This window comes from Streptomyces sp. NPDC127108 (assembly GCF_042677545.1).
GTDB lineage: Bacteria > Actinomycetota > Actinomycetes > Streptomycetales > Streptomycetaceae > Streptomyces.
This window is the reverse complement of record NZ_JBHXTE010000011.1, coordinates 25,646-51,003: the sequence shown is the minus strand read 5'-3', so window position 1 is coordinate 51,003 and position 25,358 is coordinate 25,646. Positions and strand designations below refer to the sequence as shown.

The 25,358-nt window shown below is 73.4% G+C and carries 24 protein-coding genes and 1 riboswitch; of the genes, 13 read left to right on the top strand and 11 right to left on the bottom strand.

The features are described from left to right. Positions 1–53 precede the first annotated feature (53 nt). Positions 54–171, top strand: a riboswitch (SAM riboswitch). A 187-nt stretch (positions 172–358) separates the two neighbouring features. After that, positions 359–1,753: an aminotransferase class V-fold PLP-dependent enzyme gene (locus ACFVHO_RS11520; protein ID WP_385712512.1), complete on the top strand. Its 1,395-nt coding sequence runs from the start codon at positions 359–361 to the stop codon at positions 1,751–1,753. Here the strand turns inward: ACFVHO_RS11520 and ACFVHO_RS11515 are convergent. From ACFVHO_RS11515 to ACFVHO_RS11485, 7 genes are all read right to left on the bottom strand, one after another. Further along, a complete protein-coding gene (locus tag ACFVHO_RS11515; RefSeq protein ID WP_385712510.1) occupies positions 1,681–2,904 on the bottom strand; it encodes a glycerate kinase in 1,224 nt (407 codons plus the stop codon). The genes ACFVHO_RS11520 and ACFVHO_RS11515 overlap by 73 nt on opposite strands. Before the next feature lie 89 nt (positions 2,905–2,993). Beyond that, positions 2,994–4,409 carry an SLC13 family permease gene (locus tag ACFVHO_RS11510; protein ID WP_385712508.1) on the bottom strand — a complete coding sequence of 472 codons (1,416 nt, stop codon included), beginning with the start codon at positions 4,407–4,409 and terminating at the stop codon, positions 2,994–2,996. A gap of 88 nt (positions 4,410–4,497) precedes the next feature. Beyond that, positions 4,498–5,160 (bottom strand): response regulator transcription factor, encoded by a 663-nt coding sequence (locus ACFVHO_RS11505; RefSeq protein WP_385712506.1) that lies wholly within the window; start codon positions 5,158–5,160, stop codon positions 4,498–4,500. Positions 5,161–5,188: 28 nt separating this feature from the next. Beyond that, on the bottom strand, positions 5,189–6,550 hold the full coding sequence (locus ACFVHO_RS11500; protein ID WP_385712711.1) for a sensor histidine kinase: 1,362 nt from the start codon (positions 6,548–6,550) through the stop codon (positions 5,189–5,191). Positions 6,551–6,674: 124 nt separating this feature from the next. Further along, on the bottom strand, positions 6,675–7,028 hold the full coding sequence (locus ACFVHO_RS11495; RefSeq protein WP_385712504.1) for a small secreted hydrophilic protein: 354 nt from the start codon (positions 7,026–7,028) through the stop codon (positions 6,675–6,677). A gap of 110 nt (positions 7,029–7,138) precedes the next feature. After that, positions 7,139–7,420 (bottom strand): Lrp/AsnC family transcriptional regulator, encoded by a 282-nt coding sequence (locus tag ACFVHO_RS11490; protein WP_030679502.1) that lies wholly within the window; start codon positions 7,418–7,420, stop codon positions 7,139–7,141. Continuing rightward, positions 7,417–8,148 (bottom strand): rhomboid family intramembrane serine protease, encoded by a 732-nt coding sequence (locus tag ACFVHO_RS11485; RefSeq protein ID WP_385712502.1) that lies wholly within the window; start codon positions 8,146–8,148, stop codon positions 7,417–7,419. Before ACFVHO_RS11485 ends, ACFVHO_RS11490 begins: the two co-directional genes overlap by 4 nt. Positions 8,149–8,282: 134 nt before the next feature. Between ACFVHO_RS11485 and ACFVHO_RS11480 the strand changes: the two genes are divergently transcribed. The 5 genes from ACFVHO_RS11480 (at position 8,283) to ACFVHO_RS11460 (ending at position 13,755) form a co-directional block, all read left to right on the top strand. Next, the gene (locus ACFVHO_RS11480; RefSeq protein ID WP_030360887.1) at positions 8,283–8,522 is read left to right on the top strand and encodes a hypothetical protein; all 240 of its coding nucleotides are present in this window, start codon (positions 8,283–8,285) and stop codon (positions 8,520–8,522) included. A gap of 37 nt (positions 8,523–8,559) precedes the next feature. Beyond that, positions 8,560–9,909, top strand: coding sequence for an NYN domain-containing protein (locus ACFVHO_RS11475; protein WP_385712500.1), 1,350 nt, complete (start codon positions 8,560–8,562; stop codon positions 9,907–9,909). A 214-nt stretch (positions 9,910–10,123) separates the two neighbouring features. After that, positions 10,124–11,176 (top strand): NlpC/P60 family protein, encoded by a 1,053-nt coding sequence (locus ACFVHO_RS11470; RefSeq protein ID WP_385712498.1) that lies wholly within the window; start codon positions 10,124–10,126, stop codon positions 11,174–11,176. A 265-nt stretch (positions 11,177–11,441) separates the two neighbouring features. Beyond that, complete coding sequence (locus tag ACFVHO_RS11465) at positions 11,442–12,479, top strand: NlpC/P60 family protein (RefSeq protein WP_385712496.1); 1,038 nt, start codon at positions 11,442–11,444, stop codon at positions 12,477–12,479. A 118-nt stretch (positions 12,480–12,597) separates the two neighbouring features. Then, positions 12,598–13,755: a hypothetical protein gene (locus tag ACFVHO_RS11460; protein WP_385712710.1), complete on the top strand. Its 1,158-nt coding sequence runs from the start codon at positions 12,598–12,600 to the stop codon at positions 13,753–13,755. Between the two features lie 157 nt (positions 13,756–13,912). Here ACFVHO_RS11460 and ACFVHO_RS11455 read toward each other — a convergent pair whose 3' ends face one another. Continuing rightward, positions 13,913–15,301, bottom strand: a complete 1,389-nt coding sequence (locus ACFVHO_RS11455) for a glycosyltransferase 87 family protein (protein ID WP_385712494.1) — start codon at positions 15,299–15,301, stop codon at positions 13,913–13,915. 129 nt (positions 15,302–15,430) lie between these two features. Between ACFVHO_RS11455 and ACFVHO_RS11450 the strand changes: the two genes are divergently transcribed. After that, positions 15,431–16,573: a glycosyltransferase family 4 protein gene (locus ACFVHO_RS11450; RefSeq protein ID WP_385712492.1), complete on the top strand. Its 1,143-nt coding sequence runs from the start codon at positions 15,431–15,433 to the stop codon at positions 16,571–16,573. 225 nt (positions 16,574–16,798) lie between these two features. Here the strand turns inward: ACFVHO_RS11450 and ACFVHO_RS11445 are convergent, their stop codons facing one another. Then, positions 16,799–18,595: an AMP-dependent synthetase/ligase gene (locus tag ACFVHO_RS11445; protein WP_385712490.1), complete on the bottom strand. Its 1,797-nt coding sequence runs from the start codon at positions 18,593–18,595 to the stop codon at positions 16,799–16,801. 338 nt (positions 18,596–18,933) lie between these two features. Between ACFVHO_RS11445 and ACFVHO_RS11440 the strand changes: the two genes are divergently transcribed. From ACFVHO_RS11440 to ACFVHO_RS11415, 6 genes are all read left to right on the top strand, one after another. Continuing rightward, positions 18,934–19,710, top strand: coding sequence for a metallophosphoesterase (locus ACFVHO_RS11440; protein ID WP_385712488.1), 777 nt, complete (start codon positions 18,934–18,936; stop codon positions 19,708–19,710). A gap of 82 nt (positions 19,711–19,792) precedes the next feature. Then, positions 19,793–20,230 (top strand): SRPBCC family protein, encoded by a 438-nt coding sequence (locus ACFVHO_RS11435; protein ID WP_385712486.1) that lies wholly within the window; start codon positions 19,793–19,795, stop codon positions 20,228–20,230. 69 nt (positions 20,231–20,299) lie between these two features. After that, positions 20,300–21,472: an ArsA family ATPase gene (locus tag ACFVHO_RS11430; RefSeq protein WP_385712484.1), complete on the top strand. Its 1,173-nt coding sequence runs from the start codon at positions 20,300–20,302 to the stop codon at positions 21,470–21,472. Positions 21,473–21,541: 69 nt separating this feature from the next. After that, entirely contained in the window at positions 21,542–22,048 is a 507-nt protein-coding gene (locus ACFVHO_RS11425; protein ID WP_385712482.1) for a DUF5304 domain-containing protein, read from the top strand. A 52-nt stretch (positions 22,049–22,100) separates the two neighbouring features. Beyond that, positions 22,101–23,054 carry an ROK family glucokinase gene (locus tag ACFVHO_RS11420; protein WP_385712480.1) on the top strand — a complete coding sequence of 318 codons (954 nt, stop codon included), beginning with the start codon at positions 22,101–22,103 and terminating at the stop codon, positions 23,052–23,054. 85 nt (positions 23,055–23,139) lie between these two features. Beyond that, a complete protein-coding gene (locus ACFVHO_RS11415) occupies positions 23,140–23,898 on the top strand; it encodes an endonuclease/exonuclease/phosphatase family protein (protein WP_385712478.1) in 759 nt (252 codons plus the stop codon). A gap of 17 nt (positions 23,899–23,915) precedes the next feature. On the opposite strand, the gene ACFVHO_RS11410 is transcribed toward ACFVHO_RS11415, so the two are convergent. Beyond that, positions 23,916–24,542 carry a hypothetical protein gene (locus ACFVHO_RS11410; RefSeq protein WP_385712476.1) on the bottom strand — a complete coding sequence of 209 codons (627 nt, stop codon included), beginning with the start codon at positions 24,540–24,542 and terminating at the stop codon, positions 23,916–23,918. Then, positions 24,535–25,314 (bottom strand): alpha/beta hydrolase, encoded by a 780-nt coding sequence (locus ACFVHO_RS11405; RefSeq protein ID WP_385712474.1) that lies wholly within the window; start codon positions 25,312–25,314, stop codon positions 24,535–24,537. The genes ACFVHO_RS11410 and ACFVHO_RS11405 overlap by 8 nt, the downstream gene beginning before the upstream one ends. Between the last annotated feature and the right edge of the window lie 44 nt (positions 25,315–25,358).

The window sequence follows — 25,358 nt, the reverse complement described above, 5'->3', positions numbered from 1 at the left end:
GATTCTGGACTGCTGTGTTGCGGGTTCAAGATCGTGTGGCAAGATGCTGGGCAGGTCATGAGTGACAGCGACTACGGCCCCGGCCCGCTGTCCGGCAACCCTCCGTCCGTGGCGGGGTGCCCCGGGTGAAGACCAGGCGGTGGACAGCAAGGTTCGCCGCAAGCGCGGACCCCTTCTGAACCCTGGGGTCCTGGTCCTCAAGGGAGCAGTCTCGTGAGCAAGCGAATGCGATAGGGCGTCGACGCCCCTCTTCCGCGCACCTTTTCGCACCTCTTCTCCTTCATCGCTGAGCCGGTCGCCGCCGTACGTCGTACGCGCGTCGCGCAGCGAATTCGCTCACCTCTCACGGGAGTTCGCCATGTCTGCCACCACTGTCGCCGCCGACCCCGCCGTCTGTGCCCCGCTGCCGGTCCTCGGCCGCGACGTCACCGTCCCCCTCGTCACCGGCGGCGAGGTGACCTACGCCGCGCTCGACTACGCCGCCAGCGCCCCGGCCCTGCAGCGGGTCTGGGACGACGTGGCCGCGTACGCGCCGTACTACGGAAGCGTGCACCGCGGCGCCGGGTACCTGTCGCAGCTGTCGACCGACCTGTTCGAGAACGCGCGGAAGACCGTCGCCGAGTTCCTGGGCTGCCGCGATGCCGACCAGGTGGTGTTCACGCGGTCGACCACCGACTCGCTGAACCTGCTCGCCGCCGCCCTGCCCGCCGACTGCCAGGTCTTCGTGTTCGAGACCGAGCACCACGCCTCGCTGCTGCCCTGGCGCGACGCCCGCGTCACCTACCTCGACGCCCCGCGCACCCACGACGAGGCCGTCCACACCCTGGAGCGCGCCCTCGCCGACCGCGACCCCTACGGCCCCGCCCTGGTGTGCGTCACCGGCGCCTCGAACGTCACCGGTGAGCTGTGGCCCGTGCGCGAGCTGGCCGCCGCCGCGCACGCGCACGGCGCCCGCATCGTCCTCGACGCCGCCCAGCTGGCGCCCCACCACCGCGTGGACATCGCGGAGTTGGACGTCGACTGGGTCGCCTTCTCCGGGCACAAGCTGTACGCGCCCTTCGGCTCCGGTGTGCTCGCCGGGCGGGCCGACTGGCTGCAGGGCGCCGAGCCGTACCTCGCCGGTGGCGGCGCCTCCCGGAAGGTCGCGCGGCGCGCCGACGGGGGAGTGGACGTCGAGTGGCACGACACGGCGGCCCGGCACGAGGCCGGTTCGCCCAACGTGATCGGCGCCTACTCCATCGCCTCCGCCTGCAAGGCCCTGGACGAGGCCGGGTTCGACGCGCTCGTGGAGCGGGAGCGGCACCTGATCGCGACGGTCACCGCGGGGCTCGCGGCGGTGCCGCAGGTGCGGGTGCTCTCCCTGTTCGGGGACGACGCGCCGCGCGTGGGCGTCATCTCGTTCGTCGTGGACGGCTGGAACAGCTCGCACTTCGCGGCCGCCCTGTCCGCCGAGTACGGCATCGGGGTGCGCGACGGCCTCTTCTGCGCCCACCCGCTCGTGCGCACCCTCCTCGGCGGCGCCCCCGACGAGCCCGGCGAGTGCGGCGCCCCGGAGGCCGCGCCCGGCGAGCGGTCCCTGAACGCGATCCGGGTGAGCTTCGGCGCGGGCACCCCCGACGAGCACGTGGAGCGCTTCGTGCGCGCCGTCCGCGAGCTGGTGACCGACGGGGCGCGCTGGAACTACCGCACGGAGGACGGGCGTTGCGTGCCGGACACCGGCACCGAGGCCGCCGCTGAGGCCACGGCGGCCTGACGCCGCAGCCGGGACCCCAGGACGATCATGCGCAGGGCGCGCTCCGTCGCGTCCGTCAGGAACTCGCCGCCCCGGCTCAGCGCCTCCGGGAGCGACACCGGGGCGGGCAGGATCGCGCTGTAGGCGTCCACACCCAGCTCCCGGACCGCGTGCGCCCCGTCCCCGATGGTGCCCGCGAGCACCAGGACCGGCCGCCCGAACCGCTTGGCGCGCCGGGCCACCTCGGCCGGGACCTTGCCGCGCGGCGTCTGGTGGTCCAGGGCGCCCTCGGCGGTGACGACCAGGTCGGCGCGGGCCAGGCGGGCGTCCAGGTCCAGATGGTCGAGGAGCACGTCGAAGCGGGGCAGCAGCCGGGCGCCGAGCGCGGCGAGGCCCGCGCCGAGGCCTCCGGACGCGCCGGTCCCGACGCCTCGGTAGAGGTCGGTCGTGACGTTCAGGTCGCGGGTCAGGACGTACGCCCAGTGCTCAAGGCCCGCCGCGAGCTGCTCTACCTGGGCGGGGGTCGCGCCCTTCTGCGGGCCGAAGACGCGGGCCACGCCGTGCTCGCCGCACAGGACGTTGTGCGGGTTGCAGGCGACGAGCAGCTCGGTGTCCGCGAGGCGCGGGTCGATGCCGCTGGTGTCGATGTGGTGCAGCCGCATCAACTCCCGCCCGCCGTACGGCAGCTCCCAGCCGTCCTCGTCCAGGAGCCGGGCGCCGAGGGCCTGCAGCGCGCCCGCGCCCCCGTCCGACGTGCCCGAGTCGCCGCAGCCCACCAGGATGCGCCGGGCGCCGGTGTCGAGGGCGGCGCGGATCAGCTCGCCGACGCCGTACGTGGTGGTGGCGCCCGGGTCGCGCAGATCCCGCGGGACCAGGCCGAGGCCCGCCGCCGCTGCCATCTCGACCACGGCGGTGCCGGAGCCGAGGAGGGCGAAGTGGGTGCCGATGCGCTCGCCCACGGGGCCCGTCGCGGGCAGCGCCACCAGACGGCCCCCGGTCGCCGCCGCAAGCGCCTGCGCGGTGCCCTCGCCGCCGTCGACCAGCGGGATGAGGTCGACCTCTGCGTCCGGCACGACGCGCCGCACCCCGGCGGCGATGGCCTCCGCGACGGACTGGGCGGACAGGGACTCCTTGAAGCCGCTGGGCGCGACGGCGAAACGGGTGAGGGGCATGGACGTACTCCTTGACTGGTGAACGAACGACGGAGGGTGGGGGGGCGGGCTCCGAGCGGCCCGCGAAGCCCGGGCGGCCGGGCCGGGGCTCAGCGCACGACGGGCACGCCGAGCAGCGGCCACACCGCGAGGGCGAACAGCAGGACGAGCGCGGCCGTCAGGGGTGCCAGGACGGCGGACAGGCGCAGCAGGTCGCGCGGGGTGTAGGTGGGCGTGCCGGGTATCTCGGCGAAGAGCGTCACCGGCTTCGCGGAGGCGGGCAGCGTGTGGCAGAAGCCGGCGGCCGCCGTGGACGCGAGCGCGGCCGCGACCGGGTTCACGCCCGCGCCCACGGCGGCCGCGACCACCAGCGGCACCAGGACGGACGAGCGGGCCGAGCGGGACTGGAGCACCAGGTGGGCCGCCGTGCTGACGGCGATGACGGCGGCCAGGAACAGACCGGGCGGCAGGTCCACGGGAAGCCCCGACACCAGCCACTTCGCCGCGCCCGAGTCGGCGAGCGCCACGCCCATCGCCATCGTCGCCGCCATGAAGAGGAGCAGCGCCCACGGCACGGTCTTCAGGGCGTCCTTCAGGCGTACGGTGCCGAGCGCGGGCGAGGACGCGACGACTGCGCCGATCAACGCGACCACGGCGGGCGGCACTTGGTGCAGGGGCTCGCTGCACCACAGGGCGACGACGGTGGCCAGGAGCAGGGCGCAGCGCGTCTCGGCGGGCTCCCAGGGGCCGGTGACGGGGTGTTCGCTGTGCTCCTGGATCTGCTCGGCGGTGATGTGGACGGGGCCCGTGCGGTCGTCGCGGCGGGTCGTCGTCCACAGCACGGCCTCGGCCGCCAGGTGCGAGGACGCTATGGCGAGGGGCAGGCCGAGCAGCAACCACTGGGTGAAGCCGATGCGTTCGCCGGTGGCCTCCCACAGGACCGACACGGTGATCAGATGCGCGCCCGCGCCGATCAGGGTCGCGACGGCGGACAGCAGGATCACGGTCGGGAACAGCAGCGCCAGCATCACGACGAGCCGTTTGCGGTCGGCCAGGACCTTGGCGAGCGCGAGGAACACCGGCAGCGCGAGCGCGGCACGCCCGGAGGTGGCCGGGACCGCGAAGGCCGTGACGACCAGGGCGGCGGTCGTCAGATGCGTCAGCTGGCGCACGCTGCGCGCCCCGCTGACGAGGAACGCCGCCGCCCGCCCCGCGAGCCCGCTGCGCGCCACGGCGGCGGCGAGCACGAACGCGCAGATGAGGAGCCACACCGTCTCGTCGCCGAGGGTCCCGAAGAGGGTGTCGCTGCTGATCACGCCGGTGGCGGTGAGGGCGAGGCCCGCGCCGAGCGCGATGTACGTGTCGTCGATCGGCGTGCCGATCCAGGCGCAGGTGGCCAGCGCGAAGACGGCGAGGGTGAGGCGGGCGTCACCGCTCAGGCCGGGGAAGTTGCCGGGGACGACGAGGAGCGCGCACAGGCTCAGGGCCAGGCAGAGCAGGATCGTTTGCCGCAGGGTCAAGGTCACGGCACTCAGCGTCTCGGCGCGCCGTGAGCCTCCAATGAGCCGAAGATGAAAGGAACTTCACCGGCGGCCCGCACCAGGTCCCCGGCGGTCACCCGGGCAGCCGGTACCCCATGCCCCGCACCGTCTCCACCCGCTCCGCCCCGAGCTTCTTGCGCAGCGCCCGTACGTACACGTCCACGATGTTCGACCCCGGGTCGAAGTCGTAGCCCCACACGTGGGACAGGATCTGCTCCCGGGAGAGCACCTGCCCCGGATGGCGCAGGAACAGCTCCAGGAGCACGAACTCACGCGCCGTCAGGTCCACCGTGCGCTCGCCCGAACGGGCCCTGCGCGTGCGCAGGTCCAGTGTCACCTCGCCGCTGCGCAACACGGTCACCTCGGGCGCCCGGGCCGCCGTGCGCAGCCGCAGGCGCACCCGCGCGAGCAGCTCCTCGAACCGGAACGGCTTCGTCATCCAGTCGTCCGCGCCGCCTTCGAGCCCGGCGACCGTGTCGCGCACGGAGTCGCGCGCCGTCAGGACGATCACCGGAACCGACACCCGCGCCTCGCGCAGCTCCCGGAGCACGGTGAAGCCGTCCCGGCCCGGCAGGCCGATATCCAGGAGGATCAGGTCGAAGCCGCCGGTGAGGGCGTAGTCGTAGGCCGCGTCGCCGTCGCCCACGATCGTCGTCGTGAAGCCGTTGGCCCGCAGCCCCTTGTCGACGAAGGAGGCGATGCGCTCCTCGTCCTCCACGATCAGCACCCGGCTCATGTACGGCCTCCGGTTCGCGCGGCGCGGCTCATGTCTGGTCCTCCAGTACGAGTACGAAGGTGGCGCCGCCGCCGTCGGTGGGGCGCAGCCGGACCTCGCCGCGGTGGCCGCGGGCGATCGCGCGGACGATCGAGAGCCCGAGCCCCGCGCCGCTGGTCCTGGCCCCGCGCCGGGACGTGCCGCGCCGGAAGCGTTCGAAGATGACCTCGGCGTCCTGTGCCTGGACGCCCGGACCGCTGTCGGCGACGTACAGCTCGATCCGCCCGGACACCAGGCGCGAGCCGACGCGGATCCGCCCGCCGGGCACCGTGTGCTGCACGGCGTTCTGGGCGAGCTGGACCATCGCCTGGGTGATGCGCTGCGGGTCGAGCCGGGCCTCGCGGTCGGCGACCTCGGCCAGTTCCCAGCCGCGCTCGCCGAGGGCGCGGGCCTTCACGAAGACGTCGGCGGTCAGCTCGGCGAGCTGCACCGGCTCCGGCCGGATGAAGTCCGGGCGCTCGGCCTTGGCGAGGAGCAGCAGGTCCTCGACGATCCGGCTCATCCGGTCCAGCTCGTCGGTGACCAGGCGGACCGTCTCCTCGCGCTCCGCCGGGTCGTCCCCCATCAGCTCCAGGTGGCCGCGGACGATGGTGATGGGGGTGCGCAGCTCGTGCCCGGCGTCGTCGACGAACTCGCGCTGCGCGGCGAACGCGCGCTCCAGGCGGTCCAGCATGCCGTTGAAGGTGTCGGCGAGCGCGGCGATGTCGTCCTTGCCGTGCACGGGGATGCGCCGGGTCAGGTCCTGCTCGGTGAGCTGGGCGGCGGCGGTGCGCACCAGGCGTACGGGTTTGAGGATGCGCCCGGCGACGGCCCACGCGATGCCCGTCGTCAGGACGAGGGCGACGCCGGAGATGGCGAGCAGGATGCGGAACACGTCGTCCGCCTTGGCCTGTTCGGCGGCCGGGTGGAAGGCGACGACGAACGCCGCCTCCGGCTCGTCGCCGTAGCGGGCCACCTCGACCTTGGCCCAGCGCAGCTCGCCGGAGTCGCGGTCCAGGGTGCCCGTGGAGCCGTCCGCCGCGAAGATCGCACGCCGGGCCGCGGGGTCGCGGTGCAGCGGGTCGCGCACCGAGAGCTCCCGGGGCTGGCTGAGCTGGGCCGGGCCCGCGCCCTCCCGGCGCACGAGGCCGATCAGTTCCTCGTCGGGGTCCGCGTACTGCCGCTCCAGGAAGACCTTGAGCAGCTTGCGCGGGTCGGTGAAGCCCTTGCCGGTGTCCGGATCGATGCCCCGGTTCACGAAGTTGGTGAACTCGCCGGTCTCCTGGGTGAGCAGCCGGTCGACGCGGTGGTCGACGTCGCGCAGCAGGATCGAGCGGGTGGTCGCGGCCACCGCGGCGAGCGCGACCGCCATCACCAGGAGCAGCCAGAGCAGGATGCGGACGCGCGCGGAGATGCGGCGTTGCGCGGGGCCGGGCGGCTCGGCCGTCGTGGCCGGGTCGGTCGCCGCCGGGCCGGGCGTCGGGCCGGTCGCCGGGTCAGTCGTCGCCGGGTCCGTCGTCCGCGTCGTCGTCCCCGGAGGAGCCGGGCTTGCCGGTCGATCCGGGGGTGTGGGATCCGGTGCTGCCTTCGTCGTCATCGTCGCCCTGATCGTCCTGGTTGCCCCCGCCGTCCGTGGAGTTCTCGCCGACCGGGGGCGGCGAGACCACCTGGTCGCTGGGGGTCGGCTGCGGCTTCGTCGGCGCGGTGGACGGGGAGCCGCTGTCCAGTTCGACCTTGGGGGGCACCTTGGGCGAGGTGGGGCTGTCGGTGAGGGCGTAGCTCGTCACGGCGATGCCCAGCGGAATCGCCACGACGGCCGCCAGGGCCGCGATGCGATGGGAGAAGACCATGGCGGCGATGGTGCGTGGCGTACCGGGTCGTCAGCATGAGCCGCAGATGAAGAATCCCTCATCCGGGAGCGGCCCGGCACACGTGCCCCGCCGCCGGACCGGGGGAGGGGCTAGGAGTCCAGGCCGATCGCGAACGCCGCTTCCAGGTCGTGCTGCGAGTACGTACGGAACGCCACGTGCGTGTCCGTGCCCTCCACGCCGGGGATCTTGCTGATCCGGCCGGGGATGACGTCCGCCAGGTCGTCGTGGCGGGACACGCGGACCATCGCGATCAGGTCGTAGGTGCCGGTGACGGAGAAGACCTCGCTGACGCAGTCGAGGGCGGCGATCGACTCGGCGATCTCGGGGATCCGGTCCACGCTGGTCTTGATGAGCACGATCGCGGTGATCACGGCTGACTGTCTCCCTCGGTGGCCGTTCCAGAGGCTTTCACTCTACTTGCCCCCCGACCCCGCCCCCAGGCGTAGACAAACCCCAAGGAAAAGCCCACCAGGTGCGCCAGATACGCCACCCCCGGCCCCTGCCGCTCCTGCCCCGCGGCCGCCCACTGCAGCGCCACCCAGAACGGCAGCACCACCCATGCGGGAAACCGCAGCGGCAGGAAGAACAGGAACGGGAAGAGGCTGGTGACCCGCGCCTTCGGGAAGAGATAGAGAAAGGCGCCGAGCGCGGCGGAGATCGCCCCCGAGGCGCCCACCAGGGTCTGGCCGGAGTCCGCGTGCGCGATCGCGTAGGCGAGCAGGGCGAGGGACCCGCAGCCGAGGTAGAAGAGCGCGTACTGGAGGTGGCCCATGCGTTCCTCGACCATCACCCCGAACACGTACAGGAAGAGCATGTTGCCGAGCAGATGCAGCCAGCCGCCGTGCACGAACAGCGCCGTCACGGCGGTGAGCGCGGCCCGTGGTTTCCCGCTGAGGAGTTCGACGGGTACCACCCCCCAGCGCTCGAAGTAGGCCCGCTGCGCGGCGATCAGCTCGTCGCCGGTGCCGTAGGCGGGGTTGAGACCGGAGCCCGGGGAGATCAGGAAGATCAGACAGCACGCGACGATCAGCGCGTACGTCACCGGAGCCGTCTGTCGCCCGACCATCCGGCCGACGGCCGGGACCCACGCAGTGATCATCAACAGAGCATGACGTAACGGCAGCGATCAGGTCATATCGCCTCGCCCACCCATGTGCGTACGGAGCCCCTTACGCAGGCCTTAGGGTTACGGGCAATACGCACCACGGTTCCCGAAGGAAAGCGAACGTCACGATGACGGTTCCCCTGCCGACCGAAACCACCCGATGGCGCTGCGCCCTCTGCGGCAACCTCACGCGCTTCGACGTGACCCGCTCCTCGAAGGTCGTCGAATACGTGCACCTCGACCTGGCCGGAGCGCCGAAGGTCGAAGAACGCGAGGTGGTCAGTGAGACCATCGAGTCGGTCCGCTGCCGATGGTGCAACGCGGTGGACCAGGTGGAACTCGTGGACAGGCCCGGGGCCGGCTCCTGAAACGGGAGCGGGCCCCGCACAGCTAGTGGGGTGACCGATGGTGGAGAGCGCGGGCGGAACGCCGGAGGACGGCGCCGCTGAGGTGCTCGACCGTCCGCTGCCCGACGGCGTGCGGCGGGCGGTCGTACAGATCGTGTCGGACGGCTTCGGCGGCCTCACGGTCGCCGAACTGCCACCTCAGCTGCGTCAGTACGCGCGCTTCACCCCGAGCAGGCGGGTGAAGTTCGCGGCCAACGCCATGGCCGCCGCCCTGGAGAGCGACCCGCTGTTCCGCCAGCGCATCGGCGAACGCCTGCGCGAGGCCCAGCCCGAGCTGGCCGAGGCCCTGGACAGCGGCACGCCGCCGCCCGCCGCCGACCCGCTGGACGTCGCGGCCGCCGCCTATGTGCTGCGCCCGCTCGGCTGGGTGAAGCTCGTCACCGCCGCGGGCGAGGAGGCCCAGCGCGCGGACGCCGAACGGGCCGACGAGGAGACCCGGGCCGAACTGGAGCGCCTTCGCGCCGAGCTGGCCGCCGCCCGCACCCACACCAAGGCCGAGACCGAGCGCCTGCGCGCCGAGCTGGACGCGGCCAAGCGCGAGGCCGACGCCACCCACCGCAAACTGCGCGGCGCGCTCAGCGACATCAAGCGCGGCGAGGCGGCGCTGCGCAAGGCGGCCGCCGAGGCCGACGCCGCGCGCGCCGAGGGCCAGGCCCAGCTGTCCGCCGCCGAGAGCGAGGCGCGGCGCCTCAAGGCCCGCCTCGGTGAGGCCGAGGCGGCCCTGGAGGCCACCCGCAGGGCCGCGCGCGAGGGCCGCAGCGTGGAGGACATGCGGGTGCGGCTGCTGCTCGACACGGTCCTCGAGGCGGCCCAGGGGCTGCGCCGCGAACTGGCCCTGCCACCGGTGTCGGTGCGGCCCGCCGAGACCGTCGACGCCGTCGAGCCCGGCCGGATGACGCCGAAGGACATCGCCGCCCGCGCGCTGTCGGAGAACGATCCGGCCATTCTCGACCAGTTGCTCGCCCTGCCGCAGGCGCATCTGGTCGTCGACGGCTACAACGTCACCAAGACCGGCTATCCCACGATGCCCCTGGAGAAGCAGCGACTGCGCCTGCTCGGCTCCCTCTCCCAGCTCGCGCTGCAGAGCGGGGCCGAGGTGACCTGCGTCTTCGACGGCGCCGAGCTGGCCGCGCCGGTGCTGCTCGCGCCGCCGCGCGGGGTCAGGGTGCTCTTCTCCAAGGCCGGGGTGACGGCGGACGAGCTGATCCGGCAGCTGGTGCGCGCCGAACCGCCGGGGCGGCCCGTCATCGTCGTGTCGACCGACCGCGAGGTGGCCGACGGGATCGCCAAGGCGGGGGCGCGCCCGGTGGCGTCCGCGGTGCTTCTGAAGCGGCTTTCGCGGGGCTGAACCCCATCCGCAACTCCCGTACCGTATGCCCGAATTGGGTCATAGGTGTGCGGGACGGAGCGTCAAATGACCGCTACCGAACGTCGATTCTTCGTAAAGAAAACGCTTGGCGCCGGACTTTTTCATGGTCAGGATTTGATCTGATCATCGGCTGGTCACTAGGGTCACGCCCAGACCTCCGCTCTGTTGATCACTCATCGAAGGAGCCGCCTTCGTGGCGTCACACCGTCGACCCAAGCAGCCGGGCCGCGCCCGTGTGACCGTGCTGACCGCGACCGCCGCCGCGGCCGTCGCGCTCACCTCCCAGGCCGCGAACGCCGCGCCGAACGAGAAGCCGAGCAAGGACGAGGTCAAGTCCAAGGTCGACAAGCTCTACGAAGAGGCCGAGAAGGCGACCGAGAAGTACAACGGCGCCAAGGAGAAGCAGGAGAAGCTGGAGAAGCAGGTCGACACCCTGCAGGACAAGGTCGCCCGTGGTCAGGACGACCTCAACGACCTGCGCAGCGGCGTCGGTTCGCTCGCCAGCGCCCAGTACCGCTCCGGCGGCATCGACCCCTCCCTGCAGCTGTTCCTCTCGTCCGACCCGGACAACTACCTGGACAAGGCCTCCGCGCTCGACCAGCTCAGCAGCAAGCAGGCCGAGGCCCTGAAGAAGATCCAGGCCAAGCAGCGCACCCTCGCGCAGCAGCGCAAGGAGGCCGCGGACAAGCTCGGCGACCTCGCCACCACGCGCACCGAACTCGGCAAGAAGAAGAAGGAAGTCCAGGGCAAGCTCGGTGAGGCGCAGCGCCTCCTGAACTCCCTGTCCGCCGCCGAGCGGGCCGCCCTGAAGGCCAAGGAGGACCGCGCCTCGCGCGACTCCGAGCGCCAGGCCATGGACAAGCCCGACTCCAAGGGCCGCGCCCCCGCCAAGGGTTCGGGCCGCGCCTCGTCCGCGTACGCCGCCGCGCAGAGCAAGATCGGCTCGCCCTACGTCTACGGCGCGACAGGACCCTCCTCCTTCGACTGCTCCGGCCTCACCTCCTGGGCCTACGCCCAGGCCGGCATGAACATCCCGCGCACCTCGCAGGCCCAGGCCAACTACGGCACGCGCATCGCCTCGCAGAGCGACCTGCGCGTCGGCGACCTCGTCATCTTCTACGGCGACCTGCACCACGTCGGCTTCTACGCGGGCAACGGCCAGGTCCTGCACGCGCCGCGCACCGGCGCCGTGGTCCGCTACGAGTCGATCAACAACATGCCGTACCAGTTCGGCGTCCGCATCTGACGTCCGCCCCCAACGGCGCCCGACGCACCGTCCGATCGGGCGAATTCCGGTAACCTCCGCTGACCCCGCGCCCCGCCGATGACCTGCGTCAGAGGCGGGGCGTCACTGTGCGTAGGCGCTCGAGGTCTTTGGTCGCGACCTGATCACGCCGCTACTGTCGCGCGCGTTCCCCGACACCCGGGGAGCGGCCCCCGCCCCGCGCGGGGGAGCCGACAGTCCCCCGCCCGGCGGGGGTCCGTTCCAGCGGAAGGGAGAGCGGCTTCCCGTGGGATCCCATCGCCGTCCCGCAGCACCCACCGGTCCCGACCGGTGCGTACGCACCGCCACCATCACCGTCCTGTCCGCCGCGGCCGCCGCGGCGGCCCTGGCCGCGGCACCCGCGGGCGCCGCCCCGCAGGACCCGCGGTCCGACACCAAGGCCAAGGTGGACCGCCTCTACGAGCAGGCCGAGAAGGCGACGGAGGCGTACAACAAGGCGGACGAGCGCGCGGACACGCTGCGCGACCAGGTCGAACGGGCCAAGGACAAGGTCGCGAGAGGCCAGGAGCGCATCAACGCGATGCGCGGCGCCCTCGGTTCGCTCGCCGGTGCCCAGTACCGCTCGGGCGGCATCGACCCCACGCTCGCCCTGATGCTCTCCTCCGACCCCGACGGCTATCTGGACCGGGCCGCCGCGCTCGACCGCATCAGCGCCCGGCAGAGCGGCGAACTCACCAAGCTCCAGCGGGCCCAGCGCGAACTCGCCCAGGAGCGCTCCGAGGCCACCCGCAAGCTCACCGAGCTCGAGGAGAGCCGCAAGACGGTCGCCCACCACAAGCGCACCGTCGAGACCAAGCTCGCCAAGGCCCGCCAGCTGCTCAACTCACTGCCGCAGGCGGAGCGCGAGCGGGACGACCGGTCCTCCCGCTCCGGCCGCGCCGACATGCCCGACCTCGCGGGCGCCGGAGCCCCGGCGTCGGGGCGCGCTGCCGCCGCCATCGCCGCGGCCCGCTCGGCGGTCGGCAAGCCGTACGTGTGGGGCGCCAACGGCCCCACCGGGTTCGACTGTTCGGGCCTGACCCAGTGGTCCTACGCGCAGGCGGGCGTCGGCCTGCCCCGCACCTCGCAGGCCCAGGCGGGCGCGGGCCGGCGGGTGCCGCTCGGCCAGGCGCAGCCCGGCGACCTCGTCGCCTACCGCGACGACGCCAGCCACATCGGCATGTACGTCGGCAACGGCCAGGTCGTGCACGCGCCCTACCCCGGCGCGGCGGTGCGCTACGACCCGGTGGGGATGATGCCGGTGTCGTCCGTGACACGGGTCTGATCGACGGTCTTCGGCCGCACGGACCGGGGCGGCGGCCGCGGGCCCCCGTACGATCGGGAACGTGGCTGGTCGAGGGCAGGGGCGTGGGCGGAGCGCGCGGGCGGCGGCGGGCGCGGGCGTGTGCCTCGCGGTGCTCGCCCCCGCCGCGCTGGCGGGCTGCGGCCACGAGGACACGGCGGACGGCGCCCCCGCCGACGTACGGCGGCTGCTCGACCGGCGCGCCGAGGCGGTCCTGGAGCGCGACCCCCGGGCCTACCGGGCGACGGGCGGCCCCACCGCCGCCTACGACCGGCTGCGGGACGTCCCCCTGAAGTCCTGGACGTACCGCCTCAAGGACTTCGAACGCGACGGCTCCCGCGCCACCGCCACCGCCGACCTCAGCTACCGCGTCGCGGGCTACGACCGCGCCTCCCTCACCGCCGAGCGGACCCTGTCCCTCCAGCGGCGCGACGGACGCTGGCAGGTCACCGCCGAGCGCCCCGCGGCGAAGGCCACCGAGCAACTCTGGGACCAGGGTCGCGTCGACGCCGTGCGCGGCACCCACAGCCTCATCCTCGGCGTCGGACGCGAACGGGCGGAGCTGCGGCGGTACGCGGAGCTCGCCGACCGCGCGGTGCCCGCCGTGCGGGACGCCTGGCGCGGCGACTGGCCCGGCAAGGTCGTCGTCCTCGTGCCCAAGTCCCTCGACGGCATGGCCGACCTCCTCGGCGCGCCCGCCTCCGGCTACCAGGGGATCGCCGCCGTCACCACCGGCGAGGCGGGCGGCTCCGGGCGGACGCCCGCCGACCGGATCGTCGTCAACCCCGACGCGTACGGCGTCCTCGGCGAGTTGGGCAAGCAGGTCGTCCTCACCCACGAGACCACCCACGTCGCCACCCGCTCCCGGACCTCCCGCGCCACCCCCCTCTGGCTCTCCGAGGGCTTCGCCGACTGGGTCGGCTACCGCGGCACCGACCGCACCCCCCACCAGGCCGCCCCCGAACTCCGCCGCGCCGTCGTCGAAGGCCGCCTGCCCGCCGCCCTCCCCGCCGACGACGCCTTCGGCTTCAGCGGCGACGCAGGGGGGCTGGCGCGGGCCTACGAGGGGTCCTGGCTGGCCTGCAGGATGATCGCGGAGGAGTGGGGCGAGGAGAAGCTCCGGGCCTTCTACGAGGCCGTGGGGCGGCATCGGGAGCGGGCTGGGGCGGTGGAGGGGGCCCTGCGGGACGTGCTCGGCACGTCGGGGGAGGACTTCACGGGGCGGTGGCGGGCTTATGTGCGGGAGGAGTTGGGGTGAGGCGGGGGCCTCGCGGGGGCGCCCCAGTCCCGCCCCTTCTCCGACCCCGGGGCTCCGCCCCGGACCCCGTATCGGCGCTTCGCGCCTCGTCCTCAATCGCCGGACGGGCTGGAAAGTTGCCGGGGCAGGCTGGAACTGTGCCGCACCGGCGTGATTTTCAGCCCCTCCGGCGTTTGAGGAGCGGGGTCTGGGGCGGAGCCCCAGGATCGGGAAGGGGCGGGACTGGGGCGCCCCCGCGAGGCACCGCCCCCCGCCACAACCCCCGGCACGCGAGCACCGTCGCCGCGACGAGCAGCCCGTTGCGTACGACAAGAAGCGTCACGCCCAACGCGTCGCTGGCCACCACATGCCCGAACCACAGGGGAAACTCCAGGAACGTCACGAACGTGGCGGCGAGGACGAGCCCGGCGGGCCACCCCATCCGGCTGCCGCGCGAGGCAAGGCAGACAGCCGCGATCCCGACGAGCCACAGCATGTACTGGGGACTGATCACCCGACTCGTCGTGGTGAAGAGCAGCACCGCCGCGAACGCCGCGTCCGCAGGCGTGGACGCCGACCACACCCGCGCCCGGACCCGCCACAGCACGAGCCACCCCAGGGCGGCCACGGACAGCGCCTGCGCCACCCCGCTGACCAGCGGGACGTACGGGCCGAGGAACTCCACCGAGCCGTAGTTGAGCCGCACCGCCCCGGGCCAGCCCAGATGGCGCGCCACATGGAAGACGAGGGCGCCGAGCGACTCGACCTCCGTGCCCCGGTCGCGCTGGAACGTCAGGAACGCGAGCGCCCCCGGCATCGCCACCACGAACGCCAGCGTGACGGCGCCCGCCGTGAGGACCGCGGCGCCCCACGACCGCCGGGCCGCCCGCCCCCGCGGCGCGCCGACGAGCAGCAGCACCGGCCACACCTTCACCACCGCGCCGAACCCGGCGAGCACCCCCGCCGCCCGTGCCCGGCGCGCCCCGGCGAGCAGCGCGGCGACGGCGACGGCGGTGACCATCAGGTCGTAGCGGGCGTACGCGGTCGGCCCGAGCAGGGCGACCCCCGCCGTCCACACCCAGGCCCCCCGCAGCGTCCTGCCGGGCCGCCCGCCCGCGTACACGAGCAGCCCCGTCACCACCGCGTCGGCCACGAACGCGAGGAGGAAGAACGCGGCGGGGTAGCCGAGGAACGGCAGCACGGCCGGGCCGAGGATCGCGAGCGCGGCGGCGGGCGGGTACTGCCAGGTGACGTCGTCGATCGGGAACGTGCCGGTGCGGAGCACCTCGTACCAGCCCTGGTAGATGAACGAGACGTCGCTGGTGACGTCCGGGCCGGGGATGACGACGACGCGGAAGACGCAGAGCAGGAGGAGGGCGCGGGTGGGGGCCCAGAGGGCGAGGAGGCGGAGTTCGGGGGCGAGGGTGAGGGGGGAGCGGGGCGGGGTGGGTGCTTCGGGTCCGTCCGGGGTGGGTTCCCCGGGTTCGGCCCGTCCGGTGAGGGCCTTCGTGGTGAGGGCCCCCGCTGTGTGAGCCCCCGCGGTGTCCGTCTGTCCCGTGCCCTTCATGTCTACCTCGCCCGCTTTTGGTGCGTTTAGGTGGGTTTCGGGAAGTCATGATGCCGGGCGGGGCGGCGCGGGCGGGCGAGGCGGGGCCGTGCGGCGCGGGCGGGCGTCCGGCCGGTACTGTCGGCGGCGATGCACAAGACCCTGATCGTCACGAACGACTTCCCGCCCAGGCCCGGCGGCATCCAGGCGTTCCTGCACAACATGGCGCTGCGCCTGGACCCCGCCCGGATCGTCGTCTACGCCTCCACCTGGAAGCGCGGCCGCGAGGGCGCAGAGGCCACCGCGGCCTTCGACGCCGAACAGCCCTTCCAAGTCGTCCGCGACCCCACGACGATGCTGCTGCCCACGCCCCGCGTCACCCGCAGGGCCGTCTCGCTGCTGCGCGAACACGACTGCACGTCCGTGTGGTTCGGGGCGGCCGCGCCGCTCGGCCTGATGGCGCCCGCGCTGCGCCGGGCCGGGGCGCGGCGGCTGGTGGCGACCACGCACGGGCACGAGGCCGGGTGGGCGCAGCTGCCCGCGTCCCGCCAACTCCTGCGCCGCATCGGCGACTCGACCGACACGGTCACCTACCTCGGCGAGTACACCCGCTCCCGCATCGCCGCCGCGCTCAGCCCCGCCGCGGCCGGGCGCATGGTCCAACTCCCGCCCGGCGTCGACGAGAAGACCTTCCACCCCGGCTCCGGCGGCGCCGCCGTGCGGGCCCGGCTCGGGCTCACCGACCGGCCGGTCGTCGTGTGCGTCTCGCGCCTCGTGCCGCGCAAGGGGCAGGACACGCTCATCCTCGCCATGCCGCGGATCCTGGCCCGGGAGCCGGACGCGGTGCTGCTGATCGTGGGCGGGGGGCCCTACGAGAAGGACCTGCGGCGCCTCGCCGCCGAGACGCGGGTCGCGGACTCCGTCGTCTTCACCGGAGCCGTGCCCTGGGCCGAGCTGCCCGCCCACTACGGCGCCGGGGACGTCTTCGCCATGCCCTGCCGTACGCGGCGCGGCGGGCTCGACGTCGAGGGCCTCGGCATCGTCTACCTGGAGGCCTCCGCCACCGGGCTGCCCGTCGTCGCCGGGGATTCCGGCGGGGCGCCTGATGCCGTGCTCGACGGGGAGACCGGGTGGGTCGTGCGGGGTGGCTCCGCCGAGGATTCCGCCGACCGGATTCTGGCTCTGCTCGGTGATGCGGAGTTGCGGGAGCGGATGGGGGAGCGGGGGCGGAGCTGGGTCGAGGAGCGGTGGCGGTGGGACTTGCTGGCGGAGCGGTTGCGGGAGCTGCTGTAGGCCTCGCGGGTGCGCCCCAGGCCCGCCCCTTCTCCGAAACCGGGGGCTGCCGCCCCCTGGACCCCCGCTTGTCGGCGCTTCGCGCCTCGTCCTCAAGCGCCGGACGGGCTAGAAATGTGCTGCACCGGCGACATATGTAGCCCCTCCGGCGTTTGAGGAGCGGGGTCTGGGGCGGAGCCCCAGTTTCGGTGAAGGGGCGGGACTGGGGCGCCCCCGCGAGGAACCTCAGCCCCGGTACAACGCCTCGATCTCGTCCGCGTAGTCCTTGGCGACAACGTTCCGCTTCAGCTTCAGGGACGGCGTGAGGTGCCCGGACTCCTCGGTGAACTGGGCGGGAAGGACGCGGAACTTGCGGACGGACTCGGCCTTGGAGACCGCCGCGTTGCCGTCGTCGACGGCCTGCTGGACGGCGGCGAGAAGGTCGGCGTCCTCCCGCAGGGAGGCCGCCGTGGCCCCGTCGGGCTTGCCGTGCTCCGCGGCCCACCGCCCGAGGAACTCCTCGTCGATGGTGACGAGCGCCCCGACGAACGGCCGCCCGTCCCCGACGACCATGCACTCGGCGACGAGCGCGTGCGCGCGGATGCGGTCCTCGATGACGGCGGGCGCGACGTTCTTGCCGCCGGCCGTCACGATGATCTCCTTCTTGCGACCGGTGATGCGGAGGTAGCCGTCCTCGTCGAGCGTGCCGATGTCGCCGGTGTGGAACCAGCCGTCGGCGAGGGCCTCCTCGGTGGCGGCCTCGTTGTTCCAGTAGTGGGAGAACAGGTGCTCGCCGTGGAGCAGGACCTCGCCGTCGTCGGCGATGCGGACGACGGAGCCGGGCAGCGGCTGGCCGACGGTGCCGATCTTCTGCCGGTCCCAGGGGTTGAAGGCGGTGGCGGCGCAGGACTCGGTGAGGCCGTAGCCCTCGAGGACGGTGAAGCCGATGCCGCGGAAGAAGTGGCCGAGGCGCTCGCCGAGCGGGGCGCCGCCGGAGATGGCGTACTCGCCGCGCCCGCCGAGGACGGCGCGCAGCTTGCTGAAGACCAGCTTGTCGAAGACCTTGTGCTTGATCCGCAGGCCGATGGAGGGCCCGCCGGCGGAGTCGAGGGCGCGACTGTAGGCGATGGCCGTGTCGGCGGCCTTGTCGAAGATCTTGCCCTTGCCGTCGGCCTGCGCCTTGGCGCGCGCCGCGTTGTAGACCTTCTCGAAGACGCGCGGCACGCCGAGGATCAACGTGGGCCGGAACGCGGCGAGTTCGTCGGTCAGATGCTTGATGTCGGGCGCGTGGCCGAGCTTGATGGGGGCCATCAGGGCGGCCACCTCCACCAGGCGGCCGAAGACGTGCGCGACGGGGAGGAAGAGGAGCACCGAGCACTCGCCGGTGCGGAAGAGCGGTTTCAGGCGCTCCACCACGTTGCCGCACTCGGCGAAGAAGCTGCGGTGGGTGAGCACGCAGCCCTTGGGGCGGCCGGTGGTGCCGGAGGTGTAGACGATGGTCGCGGGGTCGTCGGCGCCCGCGACTGCGCCGCGCTCGTCGACGGTCTCGTCGGAGACCTCGGCGCCCGCCCGGTTCAGCTCCTCGACGCCGCCCCGGTCGATCTGCCACATGTGGACGAGGGCCGGCAGGCGGTCGCGCACCGACTCCACGGCGGCGGCGTGCCCGTCGGTCTCCACGATGCAGGCCACCGCGCCCGAGTCGCCGAGGATCCACTGGATCTGCTCGGCCGAGCTGGTCTCGTACACCGGCACGGAGACCGCGCCCGCGCTCCAGATCGCGAAGTCGAACAGCGTCCACTCGTAGCGCGTGCGCGACATCAGGCCGACCCGGTCGCCGGGCCGCACGCCCGCCGCGATCAGGCCCTTCGCGGCGGCCCGCACCTCGGCGCGGAAGGCCGTGGCCGTGACGTCCTGCCAACTGCCGTTCACCTTGCGGCCGATGACCGCCACATCCGGGTGCTGCGCGGCGTTTCTGCGGACGATGTCGGTCAGATTGCCGTCCGCGGGGACCTCGTACAGGGCCGGAAGGCTGAACTCGCGCAAGACTGCTGCTCCTACATAGGGCGCCGACGCCACGACGTTGTGCGATGCGACGGTGCGGTCCAAGGTCGGGCAGGTGCTCAGTCGGGGGGCTCTGGGGGTTCCTCGGGATTTCATTGAGGGGCTGAGCACTACTGGACTGCCCGGACGTTACCCACCGGTATGGCTGGTTCGGTAGGGGGGCCGGGCCAGATGTTCCGTGCGTCACACGACGTTATGGTCTGAACCGCACAGTACGCCACGCTCTTCCTGACTCGGAAGTAACCGCAGGTCCGCCGCCCGGGCCCGTCCGGGCACCCCGCCCTGTTCGGCCGCCGCCCCGCCGTCCTAAGGTGACCGGCATGCGAGGTTTCCGGGTCCATGTGGTCAGTGACGTGCACGGCAACGCCGAGGACCTGGCCCGCGCGGGGGACGGCGCCGACGCCTTGATCTGCCTGGGTGACCTGGTCCTCTTCCTCGACTACGCGAACCACTCGCGCGGCATCTTCCCCGATCTGTTCGGCGCCGAGAACGCCACCCGCCTCGTCGAGCTGCGCACCGCCCGCCGCTTCGAGGAGGCCCGCGCCTTCGGCGCCTCACTGTGGGCGGGCCTCGACCGCGGCCCGGCCGTGGAGCGGGCCGTCCGCAAGCAGTACGCCGAGCTGTTCGCCGCCTTCCCCACCCCTACGTACGCCACGTACGGCAATGTCGACATGCCGCGGCTGTGGCGCGAATACGCCGGTCCCGGCACGACCGTCCTCGACGGCGAGCGCGTGGAGATCGGCGGCCGCGTCTTCGGCTTCGTCGGCGGCGGCCTCAGGACCCCGATGCGCACGCCGTACGAGATCAGCGACGAGGAGTACGCCGCCAAGATCGAGGCCGTAGGCGAGGTCGACGTGCTGTGCACCCACATCCCGCCGGAGGTGCCCGAGCTGGTGTACGACACCGTGGCGCGCCGCTTCGAGCGGGGCAGCCGCGCGCTGCTCGACGCGATCCGGCGCACCCGGCCGCGGTACGCGCTCTTCGGCCATGTGCACCAGCCGCTCGTCAGCCGGATGCGGATCGGGTCGACCGAGTGCGTGAACGTCGGGCACTTCGCGGGGTCCGGTCGGCCCTGGGCGCTGGAGTGGGCTGGGTGACCGTCGCAGGTCGCGTGCGCGGTAGCCTTCAGCGGGCAGACACAAGCGCCCGCACCGGACCGCATCTGGAGGAGCCACCGCGATGGCGGAATACACCAGCTCGAGCATCACGATCGAGGCGGCACCGGCCGACGTCATGGACGTGATCGCCGACTTCGCCCGCTATCCGGAGTGGACCGGCGAGGTCAAGGAGGCGCAGGTCCTGGAGACCGACGACTCCGGCCGCGCCGAGCAGGTCCGGCTCGTCATGGACGCCGGGGCGATCAAGGACGACCAGACCCTCGCGTACACCTGGAGCGGCGCACACGAGGTGTCCTGGACCCTGGTCAAGTCCCAGATGCTGCGCTCCCTGGACGGCTCCTACCTCCTGAAGCCCGCGGGCACCGGCACCGAGGTCACCTACCAGCTGACCGTCGACGTCAAGATCCCCATGCTCGGCATGATCAAGCGCAAGGCGGAGAAGGTCATCATCGACCGCGCCCTTGCGGGCCTGAAGAAGCGCGTGGAGACCAAGGCCTAGTGCCGCGACGCCAGGCCTGACGTGGGGGGCGGGGCACCCCGCGTCCCCGCCGACGTAGAGTCGCACCCCATGCGCACCCTCCTCCTCACCGGCCCCGGCGGAGCCGGCCGCACCACCCTCGCGGCCGCCACAGCCCGCACCGCCGCCCGCGAGGGCACCCGCACCCTGCTCCTGTCCACCGACCGCGCCGACACCCTGGGCGCGGCACTCGGCACCCCCACCGGGCCCCGCCCGGTCCAGGTCGCGCCGGGCCTCACCGCCCTGCGCCCGGACCCGGACCCCGGCTTCCGCGCGGGCCTGCTCACCCTCCAGGAGCACGCCCGCCCGGCCCTGGACCTGCTCGGCGCCGACCGCCTCGACGACGAGGAGCTGACCCCGCTGCCCGGCGCCGAGGACCTCGCCCTCCTGGGCGCCCTGCGCGCGGCCACGGAGTCGTACGACACCGTCGTCGTCGACCTGCCCGCCGCCCCCCGCGCCCTCGCGCTCCTCGCCCTGCCCGGCCAACTGCGCCGCTACCTGCGCCGGTTGCTGCCCGCCGAGCGACGGGCGGCCCGCGCCCTGCGCCCCGTCCTCGGCCGCCTCGCGGGCGTCCCCGTGCCCGCCGGATCGCTGTACGAGGCGGCCGACCGCTGGGACGCGGCGCTCGCCGCCGCGCAGGCCGTGATCGAGGATCCGGGGACCAGCGTCCGCCTGGTCGCCGAGCCGGGCCCCGCGGGCGCCGACGCCGTGGCCCGCACCGCCACGGGCCTCGCCCTGCACGGCCTGCCCCTCGACGGCCTCCTCGCCAACCGCGTCCTGCCCGCGCCCGAGGGCCCCGACACGGCACCCTGGCTCACCGCCCTGCGCGCCCAGCAGCACAAGACGCTCGGCGAGTGGACGCACACGTACCGCACCCACGAGATCCCCCACCTCGGCCCCGACCCCCGCGGCGCCGACGACCTCGCCGCCCTGCGCGTCCCCGGCCCGGGACCGGCCCCGGACCCGGTCGACTGGCCCGTCACCGACGCGCTCGCCACCGAATCCCTGCTCCACTGGTCCATCCCGCTGCCCGGCGCCGTCCGCGAGGACCTCGACCTGGTCCGGCGCGGCGACGAACTGGTCCTCACCACGGGACCGTTCCGACGGATCGTTCCGCTGCCCTCCGCGCTGCGCCGCTGCACCGTCACCGGCGCCGCCCTGCGCGACGGCACCCTGCGGATCCGCTTCGCGCCGGACCCGGACCTGTGGCCCCGGACCCGGTGAACGGCCTGCCGCCATTCGGGTAACGTCGAGAGTACGAATTCGTCGGCCCTGCGCAGGAGTCAGCCCCTCATGAGCGATCCCATCGAGCACGGCGCGCGCGACGCGTCCGAGCAGGAGCGCCCCGAGCCCGCCCCCGCCGACGCCGACGCGTGGGCCACGGCCTGCGCCGAGGACCTCGCGGCGGAGAAGGCCCGCCGCCGCGCCCAGTACGGGCCGCCGCCGGGATCGGCCGCCGAGGAGCTGCGCAAGCTCGTCGACGCCGTCTCCGACAAGCTCGCGAGTCTGTCGGGGGCCCAGTCACCACTGCTCGGCGCGGTCGCCCAGGGCGCCGTGCAGGAGACGGTGCAGCAGGTCGTCCGGCAGGCGAAGGCCGCGGTGGAGCCCGTCATCGAGCGCAACCCCGACGTCTTCGACCACCTCGCGGCGGCCGGCGCGGAGCTGCTCGCCGCCTACCGCAGCGCGGTCACAGGGCAGGAGGCCCGCTGGACGCGCGACGACACCGCATCCGCCGCCTCGGACGGTTCGGATCGCCGTGACGAGGGCCCCGGACCCGGGGAACACATCGATCTGGACTGACCCCCCTCGGGTACGGTGGGCCGTAGCGGGGCTCGATCGAACTGAGGGATTCATGGGACTCACCATCGGCGTCGACATCGGCGGCACGAAGATCGCGGCCGGAGTGGTCGACGAGGACGGTCACATCCTGTCGACGTTCAAGGTGCCCACCCCCGGCACCTCCGAGGCCATCGTCGACGCGATCGCCTCCGCCGTCGAGGGCGCCCGGGCCGGGCACGAGATCGTCGGCGTCGGCATCGGCGCCGCCGGATACGTCAACCGGCAGCGCTCCACGGTCTACTTCGCACCGAACATCGACTGGCGCCAGGAACCGCTGAAGGACGAGGTCGAGCGACGCGTCGGCCTGCCGGTCGTGGTCGAGAACGACGCGAACGCGGCGGCCTGGGGCGAGTACAAGTTCGGCGGCGGCAAGGGCCACCGCAACGCCATCTGCATCACCCTCGGCACCGGCCTCGGCGGCGGCATCATCATCGGCAACAAGCTGCGCCGCGGCCACTTCGGCGTGGCCGCCGAGTTCGGCCACATCCGGATGGTCCCCGACGGCCTGCTCTGCGGCTGCGGCAGCCAGGGCTGCTGGGAGCAGTACGCCTCGGGGCGCGCCCTCGTGCGGTACGCCAAGCAGCGCGCCAACGCCACCCCGGAGAACGCCGAGTACCTGCTCTCGCTGGGCGACGGCACCCCCGACAGCATCGAGGGCAAGCACATCTCCATGGCCGCCCGCCAGGGCGACCTGGTCGCCGTGGACTCCTACCGCGAGCTGGCCCGCTGGGTCGGCGCCGGACTCGCCGACCTGGCCTCGCTGTTCGACCCGTCGGCGTTCATCGTCGGCGGTGGGCTCTCGGACGAGGGCGAGCTCGTGCTCGACCCGATCCGCAAGTCCTTCAAGCGGTGGCTCGTCGGGGCGCAGTGGCGTCCGCAGGCGGAAGTGATCGCCGCGCAGCTGGGCAACAAGGCGGGCATGGTCGGCGCGGCCGACCTGGCCCGGGAGCCCGACCCCATCATGTGAGCCCCGGCGCGCGGCGCCGATCAGAGAACCCCAGGGCGGGCCGGAATCCTCCGGCCCGTCCGGTGTTTCCCGTATCTTGATCGCCATGCCGACGAGCCCGACATCCGCGCTGCCCAACTCCCGCACCGAACCGGACGGTTCGGCCGTCGTCCGGGTGCTCAGCTACAACATCCGCTCGATGCGCGACGACACCGACGCGCTCGCCCGCGTCATCGGCGCGTGCGCGCCCGACCTCGTCCTGATCCAGGAGGCGCCCCGGTTCTTCCGGTGGCGCAAGAAGCTGGCCCGGCTCGCCCGCGCCGCCGACCTGGTGACGCTCTCCGGCGGCGGCACGGCCGCCGGTCCCGCCCTCCTCTGCTCCCTGCGGGCCACCGTCGAGCGCACCGAGGACGTGCTGCTCCCGCTGACGCCCGGCCTGCACCGGCGCGGCTTCGCCACGGCGGTGGTGCGCTTCGGCGGCACCCGGCTCGGCGTACTGAGCTGCCACTTGAGCCTGCAGAGCCAGGAGCGGTACGAGCAGAGCGGGATGCTGCTCGACCAGCTCGCCGGGATGGGCGTGGAGCACGCCGTCGCGGGCGGCGACCTCAACGACCGCCCCGACGGCCGCTCCTTCCGCAGACTCGCCACCGGCCTCCACGACTGCTGGGCCACCGCCCCCTGGGGCGGCGAGTACACCTCCACCCCGACCGACCCGCACCAGCGCATCGACGGCATCTTCACCACGAAGGGCATCGAAGTCCTGGGCTGCGGCGTGCCGCTGGGCCACGAGGGCGTGACGGAGGCGGACCTCCGTGCGGCGACGGATCACCTGCCGGTGTTGGCGGCGCTACGGGTGCCTGCCTGACGTCGTCTGACGGAGGTTCAGACGACGGCTCCCCGCCCGGGGTCGTCGTCCTCTTCGTCGTCCCCCTTCATGCGCACGACCAACGTCGCGAACCCGCCCAGGAACCCGCCGATGCCGAGCGTCGTCAGCCACCACGTCATCTGCCACCCGAGCAGTACCGCGAGCAGAAGCAGCAGCGGGCCGCCGATGACGGCGAGCCAGGCGAACTTGGCGGTGACCTCCGCGTCCGGCAGCGGCGGCGGCTCGGGCGGCACGAAGTGGCCCTCGTCGTCCGGGTCGAAGTCGTCCTCGGACGCCTCCGCGGCGCTGTAGTCCCGCGGGCCCGCGCCGCCCACTCCGGGCGCGAAGGAGATGGAGCTGCCGAGCGCCTTGCCCGCGCCGTCGGCGCCCTTGTCGGCGGCACCCTTGCCGCCGCTCCCGGCGCCGTCGGTGTCGCCGTCCGCGGGGCCGTTGGTCTCCGGCTCCAGGAGCGCCAGGTCCTCCACGGACTTGAACGGCTTGGCGCCGGGCGGGTCCGCGGGCTCCTCGCCGTACCCGGCGACGATGGCACGCCAGGCGGCGTCCTCGTCGATCGGCACCGCCTGCTCCTGCGGCTCGCGGCTGTCGTCCTCGCGGCTCTCCTCCGCGTCATGCTGCTCAGCCACCGGTGGCCGTCCCTTCCTTGCCTGCGCTGGGGGCGAGCCGGCCGATGAACGTGAAGCTCTCCTCGAAGATCCGGTCCGCGTCGTGGTCCAACGTCGCGACGTGGTAGCTCTGTTCCAGCAGGATCTCCGTGACGTCCGTGGACGAGACCCGGCTGAGCACGCGGGCGGAGTCGGCGGGCGGCACGACGTGGTCCTGCGGGCTGTGCAGCAGCAGCAACGGCTGGGTGACCTGCGGCAGTTCGGCGTCGACGGTCTGGAAGAAGCGGCGCAGCGAGTGCGCGGCGTGCAGCGGCACCCGGTCGTACCCGATCTCCTCCGAGCCCGGCTTGGCGATGTCGCTGGCGATGCCCTTGGTCGTCGGCACCAGGAAGCGGACCACCGGCAGGGCGTGCGCGGCCAGGCCGTGCACCTTGTTCCCCGGGTTGACGACGACCACGCCGCGCACCGCGTCGCCGTACTTCGCGGCGAGCCGCAGCGCGAGCGCGCCGCCCATGGACAGGCCCAGGACGAACACCTCCGCGCACCGCTCGGTCAGCGCGCGCAGCTCGCGGTCCACCTCCGCGTACCAGTCCTGCCAGCCCGTGACCTGGAGGTCCTGCCAGCGGGTGCCGTGGCCGGGCAGCAGCGGCAGCGAGACCGTCAGGCCGCGCTCCGCCAGATACTCCGCCCAGGGGCGCAGCGACTGCGGGGATCCGGTGAAGCCGTGACACAGCAGGACGCCGACCTCGCCGCCCTCGTGGCGGTACGGCTCGGCTCCGGGGAGGACCGGCACCTTCGGTCTCCTTCTCGAGAGAGCGGGGGGTACTTCACCGTACG

Bases quoted from the DNA above. Each gene is read 5' to 3' on its own strand.
- ACFVHO_RS11520 (WP_385712512.1), top strand. From the start codon at position 359: ATGTCTGCCACCACTGTCGCCGCCGACCCCGCCGTCTGTGCCCCGCTG.
- ACFVHO_RS11515 (WP_385712510.1), bottom strand. From the start codon at position 2,904: ATGCCCCTCACCCGTTTCGCCGTCGCGCCCAGCGGCTTCAAGGAGTCC.
- ACFVHO_RS11505 (WP_385712506.1), bottom strand. From the start codon at position 5,160: ATGAGCCGGGTGCTGATCGTGGAGGACGAGGAGCGCATCGCCTCCTTC.
- ACFVHO_RS11500 (WP_385712711.1), bottom strand. From the start codon at position 6,550: ATGGCGGTCGCGCTCGCCGCGGTGGCCGCGACCACCCGCTCGATCCTG.
- ACFVHO_RS11495 (WP_385712504.1), bottom strand. From the start codon at position 7,028: ATGGTCTTCTCCCATCGCATCGCGGCCCTGGCGGCCGTCGTGGCGATT.
- ACFVHO_RS11485 (WP_385712502.1), bottom strand. From the start codon at position 8,148: ATGATCACTGCGTGGGTCCCGGCCGTCGGCCGGATGGTCGGGCGACAG.
- ACFVHO_RS11480 (WP_030360887.1), top strand. From the start codon at position 8,283: ATGACGGTTCCCCTGCCGACCGAAACCACCCGATGGCGCTGCGCCCTC.
- ACFVHO_RS11475 (WP_385712500.1), top strand. From the start codon at position 8,560: ATGGTGGAGAGCGCGGGCGGAACGCCGGAGGACGGCGCCGCTGAGGTG.
- ACFVHO_RS11455 (WP_385712494.1), bottom strand. From the start codon at position 15,301: ATGAAGGGCACGGGACAGACGGACACCGCGGGGGCTCACACAGCGGGG.
- ACFVHO_RS11450 (WP_385712492.1), top strand. From the start codon at position 15,431: ATGCACAAGACCCTGATCGTCACGAACGACTTCCCGCCCAGGCCCGGC.
- ACFVHO_RS11440 (WP_385712488.1), top strand. From the start codon at position 18,934: ATGCGAGGTTTCCGGGTCCATGTGGTCAGTGACGTGCACGGCAACGCC.
- ACFVHO_RS11435 (WP_385712486.1), top strand. From the start codon at position 19,793: ATGGCGGAATACACCAGCTCGAGCATCACGATCGAGGCGGCACCGGCC.
- ACFVHO_RS11430 (WP_385712484.1), top strand. From the start codon at position 20,300: ATGCGCACCCTCCTCCTCACCGGCCCCGGCGGAGCCGGCCGCACCACC.
- ACFVHO_RS11425 (WP_385712482.1), top strand. From the start codon at position 21,542: ATGAGCGATCCCATCGAGCACGGCGCGCGCGACGCGTCCGAGCAGGAG.
- ACFVHO_RS11420 (WP_385712480.1), top strand. From the start codon at position 22,101: ATGGGACTCACCATCGGCGTCGACATCGGCGGCACGAAGATCGCGGCC.
- ACFVHO_RS11415 (WP_385712478.1), top strand. From the start codon at position 23,140: ATGCCGACGAGCCCGACATCCGCGCTGCCCAACTCCCGCACCGAACCG.